The organism is Leyella stercorea, assembly GCF_021531355.1.
In the GTDB taxonomy this organism is placed as follows: Bacteria; Bacteroidota; Bacteroidia; order Bacteroidales; family Bacteroidaceae; genus Prevotella.
In genome coordinates this window covers 1-5,753 of record NZ_JADYTS010000116.1, presented here as the reverse complement: position 1 = coordinate 5,753, position 5,753 = coordinate 1, and the positions used below count along the sequence as shown (strand labels likewise).

The 5,753-nt window shown below is 46.5% G+C and carries 6 protein-coding genes; 3 read left to right on the top strand and 3 right to left on the bottom strand.

Translation table 11 applies throughout. From position 1 onward, the window contains the following. Positions 1–31: 31 nt before the first annotated feature. A complete protein-coding gene (locus tag I6E38_RS14205; RefSeq protein WP_235394609.1) occupies positions 32–1,858 on the top strand; it encodes a DUF4955 domain-containing protein in 1,827 nt (608 codons plus the stop codon). A 74-nt stretch (positions 1,859–1,932) separates the two neighbouring features. Here the strand turns inward: I6E38_RS14205 and I6E38_RS14200 are convergent, their stop codons facing one another. Further along, the gene (locus I6E38_RS14200; RefSeq protein WP_235394608.1) at positions 1,933–2,223 is read right to left on the bottom strand and encodes a DciA family protein; all 291 of its coding nucleotides are present in this window, start codon (positions 2,221–2,223) and stop codon (positions 1,933–1,935) included. A 10-nt stretch (positions 2,224–2,233) separates the two neighbouring features. Next, on the bottom strand, positions 2,234–3,340 hold the full coding sequence (recF, locus tag I6E38_RS14195; RefSeq protein ID WP_235394607.1) for a DNA replication/repair protein RecF: 1,107 nt from the start codon (positions 3,338–3,340) through the stop codon (positions 2,234–2,236). A gap of 209 nt (positions 3,341–3,549) precedes the next feature. Here recF and I6E38_RS14190 point away from each other — a divergent pair, with 209 nt between their 5' ends. Continuing rightward, positions 3,550–4,254: a tetratricopeptide repeat protein gene (locus tag I6E38_RS14190; RefSeq protein ID WP_235394606.1), complete on the top strand. Its 705-nt coding sequence runs from the start codon at positions 3,550–3,552 to the stop codon at positions 4,252–4,254. Between the two features lie 6 nt (positions 4,255–4,260). Beyond that, positions 4,261–4,737, top strand: a complete 477-nt coding sequence (gene ribH, locus I6E38_RS14185; protein WP_235394605.1) for a 6,7-dimethyl-8-ribityllumazine synthase — start codon at positions 4,261–4,263, stop codon at positions 4,735–4,737. A 117-nt stretch (positions 4,738–4,854) separates the two neighbouring features. Here ribH and I6E38_RS14180 read toward each other — a convergent pair whose 3' ends face one another. Beyond that, positions 4,855–5,709, bottom strand: a complete 855-nt coding sequence (locus I6E38_RS14180; protein ID WP_235394604.1) for a 4-hydroxy-3-methylbut-2-enyl diphosphate reductase — start codon at positions 5,707–5,709, stop codon at positions 4,855–4,857. Between the last annotated feature and the right edge of the window lie 44 nt (positions 5,710–5,753).

Here is a 5,753-nt window from a genome sequence, read left to right as displayed (position 1 = left end):
GGGGTCAGGGGGTGGGGCTTCTTTTTTACTTATGAAAAAACTATTTACCATTCTATTTGCGGCTTTGTCCGCCACAACTTCGCTTCATGCCCAAACCACCACACCGGCATGGCAGAAGTTTGTGAACAATGCAGACGACAATGTTCTGCTTGACTTCTCGTATGCCGGCTATCATCACGGCACCGAACTGCCTGTTGACGAAAGAGACGTGAATGTACTTGCCAAGAAACTTGGCTATAAAGTATATAATGTATGCGACTATGGCGCTATACCTGACGACGGAAAGTCTGACCGTAAAGCATTTGAGGATATTATTAATAAAATAGGCAGAGGCAAGCCTAATGCTAAAGCCATTATCTATTTCCCCGAGGGTGAGTATATTCTGCACTCTAAAGACGACAATACAACAAACGCAGAAACAGGCAAGGTGACATCAAACACCCTAAACCTTGTGATGGGACACGTTATCATCAAGGGTGCCGGACGCGACAAAACCTTCCTCACAATGGAAGACCCTATGCTGCCTACCGACCCAAATGTTATGTACAGCTCGCCTAAAATGATTTCTATCCGTCATAATGGAGGTAAAGGCGACTCACCGCTTACTAAAGTGACAGGTTCTGCCAAGAAGGGCGACATGTCGATTGAGGTAGTAGACGCATCAAAATTGAAAGTTGGCGATTGGGTGAAACTTATCTTACTTAACAATGACAAGGAAGTCATAGAGGAAGAACTTAAACCATATCCAGTTCAAAGTTCTATGACAAACCTTATTAATAAAGGTGTTAACGTAGTAGACCGCCATCAGATAAAGTCAATAGACGGAAATCGCATCGTCTTTGAAGAACCTATCATGCACGCTGTCAATCCTGCCTACGGATGGGAGATAACGACATACTTACACTATGAAGAGGTAGGTGTAGAAGACCTTACTTTCAAAGGAAAAGCCAAGAAAAATTTCCATCACCACGCAGGTTGGGAAGACGACGGAGCCTACAAGCCGCTCGACTTTATGCGACAAGTTAACTCATGGGTGCGTCGTGTAGACTTCATCAGCATCAGCGAATGTATGACATTCTCAGAATGTGCCAACTGCTTCTTGCTCGACTCTGAGATAAGCGGCAACCGTGGACACTCATCGGTACGTATGCAATATTCTGCTCGCGGATTTATCGGCAAGGTATGGGATCATAGCAACGGCTATCTGAATGACGACAAAGAATTCAAAGAGTATAAGGAGAACCTCGGACAGTATCATGCTTGCGGCATCTCAAAGCAGAGCATAGGCAACGTGATATGGCAGTGTCATTGGGGCGACGACTCATGCTTTGAAAGCCACGCCACTCAGCCACGTGCTTCACTCTTCGACCAGTGCTGCGGTGGATTTATGCAGTTCCGTATGGGTGGTGCCCTTGATCAGTTGCCCAATCATTTGGACGACCTGACAATGTGGAACTTCAACTGCCTTGCCACAAATCCTAACGACCCAAAAGAATTCAACTGGTGGATATACGATCAAAAAAACGGCTGGTATAAGACGCTTCCTCCTACATTCGTTGGATTCCACGGCAAAAACGTTTCGTTCAAGGAAGACGAGATGAAACTCAACGAAAACCAGGGTAAGGAAGTTTTGCCAGGTTCGCTTTATGAGGCACAGCTTACACGTCGACTTGGAAGTACACCGCAATGGCTTATCGATGCCAAGAACATAACAACTGGTATTGAGTCGGTTAAAACATTTGAGAATACCGACAACTCAGACAACAAGACATACGATCTGAACGGTATGCCTGTAGGCAAGAACTATAAGGGCGTTGTCGTGAAGAAAGGAAAGAAAATGCTTAACGGTATTATATAAACGTTGCTGGCATTACATATTGATTTTTTTGTAATGCAAAAAGTAGGAGGCTATGGCGGGGACGCCATAGCCTCCTAATATATCCTGACATCAACAATCACCTGACTCCCCACCGCCTCATTGATACGCTTCACGATACGTGAGCGCATCATTGTGAGGTCCTGACGCAATGCAGGATTGAGAATCTTGACAAAAAGAGTCTGGTTCTTGATGAACTTTTCGCCCGTATAGCGGGCAATCGAAGGACCCATAAGCGTGTCCCAAGCATCCACAGCACGCTTCTGCAGCAAGGGAGTTTCGAGTCCCTCGCGGCGCAAATACATATTCAGCAAGTCGCTGATAGATTGAACATCACGTCTGAACATTGTCTTTATCTTATAGCGTGTGTGGTTTGATCTCTCCACCCTCTACATCAAACAATTTGTAGTCGTAGCCTACACTCTGCAGAATGCGGTCGAGATGGTCACGATTAGTATCAGTTATGAATATCTGGCCGAAGCCGTCGCCCGATACGAGCTTGACAATCTGCTCTACCCTATGGGCATCAAGTTTGTCGAAAATATCGTCGAGAAGCAACAGTGGCGTGGTAAGCGAAGACGTGCGACGCAGAAAGTCGAACTGTGCGAGCTTCAACGCAATGACGTAAGTCTTGTTCTGACCCTGCGAACCTTCACGTCGCATCTGGTAGTCGCCGAGCAACATCTCAAGGTCGTCGCGATGAACACCATGCAGCGAATAGCCAACGGCACGATCCTTGAAGCGGTCGCGCTGAATGACATCGAGCAACGGACCACGCTGCGCATGCGACACATATCGCAACGACACCTGCTCGCGTCCGTCCGAAATGTGACTGTATATCTCCTGAAACACAGGAATCATACGCTCAACGAAATTCTCGCGTGCATGGAATATTGTCTCACCATGGCGTGCCATCTCCATCTCCCATATATCAAGCAACGAAGCGTCAGGCTCATCTTCCATCTTTAGCAAGGCATTGCGCTGCTGCAGAGCCTTGTTATAACTGTTCAATGCCTCGATGTAAGTGTTGTCATACTGCGATATGACGACATCCATCAGTCGGCGACGCTCCTCACTTCCGCCCGAAATAAGCGTAGTGTCGTCGGGCGAAACAAAAATCAAGGGTATAAGTCCTAAGTGCATCGACAGCCGCTTATACTCTTTCTTGTCACGCTTGAAGTGTTTCTTCGTGCCGCGCTTCATTCCGCAATAAATATCAACGGGGTCGCCCGACTCATTCACATACCTTCCGTCAAGAACAAAGAAGTCTTCACCATGCGTGATGATCTGCGAATCCACAGGATTGGACGAACTGCGACAGAACGACAGATAATAAACGGCATCGAGAAAGTTGGTCTTTCCCTCGCCGTTGTGTCCGAGAAAGCAGTTCATCTTAGGCGACAAATCGAGTGTCGCCTCACGAATGTTCTTGAAATTGAGTATGGAAATTTTATTTAATATCATGCACTTATACTATTACTGTGCAAAGTTACCCCATTTATTATTGAAAAAAGAAAAAAAGGGACAATAAATTTCAATATTCGGGATAAATTGAGTAATTTTGCGACGCATTTGTGCCTACTATCCAACATAAAAAAATACTAATAAATAAGCATGTTTGGACATAGTTGCACAGCTATGCATTAATACAGAAATCTAAAAAAAAACAATAAATGGCAAACAAAATCGACTTTGGGGCTAACTCACACGTAGAGACCCCCAGTAAATCTGAAGCAATTTTCGTAAAGTTCAAGAAGCAGATTCTCATCGCAGTAGCAGCTATCATCGTTATCATAGCTGGTGTAATTATGTACAACGCTTATGTTGCTGGTCCACGCGAGGACAAGGCAAGCACAGCATTGGCAAAGGGTCAGCAGTACTTCAATCAGGAGCAGTTTGACAAGGCTCTCAACGGTGACGGTGCAAGCTACGCTGGATTCATCAAGATAGCAAGCGACTACAGCGGCACTGACGCTGCCAACCTCGCTAACCTCTATGCTGGTATCTGCTACGCCAACCTTGGCAAGTGGAACGAGGCAGTTACAACTCTTGAGAAATTCTCTTCAAAGAGCGACGCTATGATCAGCCCTGCTGCTATGGCAGCTCTCGGCAACGCTTATGCCAATACAGGCAATGTAGACAAGGCTATCTCAGCACTGAAGAAGGCTGCCGACATGGCTGACAGCAAGGCTGCTGACGACACAAACAACAGCCTCTCACCTACATTTCTCATCCAGGCTGCACAGCTGCTTGAGAGCCAGAACAAGAACGACGAGGCACTCAAGATCTATCAGGACATCAAGAAGAAGTACGTAAACTCACAGATTGTACAGTCTGCAGAGATTGACAAGTACATCGAACGCATCACTGAGAAATAATAAATCATGGCAACAGCACTTCACAACCTTTCCGACTACGACTTCAATGCTATTCCCGACGCCAGCAACATGTGCTTCGGTATCGTTGTAGCCGAATGGAACGAGGACATCACTGGTGCACTGCTCGACGGAGCCGTTAAGACTCTTGAAAAGCACGGTGCACTGCCTGAGAACATCCACGTGAAGACCGTTCCGGGTAGCTTCGAGCTTATCTACGGTGCTCATCAGATGGTATTGCACGGCGGATACGACGCAGTGATTATTCTTGGCAGCGTGATTCGTGGCGAGACTCCTCACTTCGACTATATCTGTCAGGGCGTTACAGCAGGCATAGCACGACTCAACACCACAAGCGAGATACCTATTATATATGGTCTGCTTACCACTAACGACAAGCAGCAGGCTCTCGACCGTTGCGGTGGCAAATATGGCAACAAGGGCGACGAATGCGCAATCGACGCCATTAAGATGGCAAAGTTCTAAGATTTTATCTAACTATAGAATACTTAAAAAGCTCAATATCCATAATGTTTTGGATATTGAGCTTTTTCCGTTTATGTATGTTTAGGCTGCCACTACAGCTATATTATGTCTTTGGTATCAGCCTTGCTCGATACGCTCCTTACACTGCTCCATAAGCCATTTGGGAGTGCTTGTGGCTCCACAGATACCCACGGTATGCACATTGTCGGTAAACCACGCCATATCTATCTCTTCAGCACTTTCTATCTGATAGCTGTTAGGATTGATGCTGTGACATTCCTTGAACAATACCTTGCCGTTGCTGCTCTTTCGTCCCGACACAAACAGTACAAGGTCGTGACGTGAGGCGAACGTAGCGATATTGGGCATACGGTTGGCAACCTGTCGGCAGATGGTGTCAAAACTCTGGAACTTGGCTCCATCGCTCATGTGCTCCTGTATGTATTCTATGACACGATGAAACCCGTCGAGCGACTTAGTGGTCTGCGAATACAGATAGATGTCGCGCGAGAAGTCAAGACTCTTCACGTCTTCCACCTTCTCTACTACAATGGCATGACTTGAGGTCTGCCCTACCAGTCCCAACACCTCAGCATGTCCACGCTTGCCGAAGATTACTATCTGTGCCTCGGGATTGGTGTCATACTGGCGCTTGATGCGGCGTTGTAATGCAAGCACCACCGGACAAGTAGCATCAATTATCTCAATATTGTTCTGTTTTGCCAACTCATATGTCTCTGGCGGTTCGCCATGAGCGCGCAACAGTACCTTTACATCGTGCAGACGACGCATCTCCTCATGATTGATGGTTATCAATCCGTTGGTATGCAGACGCTCCACCTCCATACCATTATGCACAATGTCACCAAGACAATACAGCGTATTGCCCCCAGCGAGTTCCTCCTCCGCCTTCTTTATGGCAGTGGTAACGCCAAAGCAGAAACCACTACCCTCGTCTATTTCTATTTTCATATAAATTTTATAAAAAGCCCCACAAAAGCCCAAGACCCCAGAAA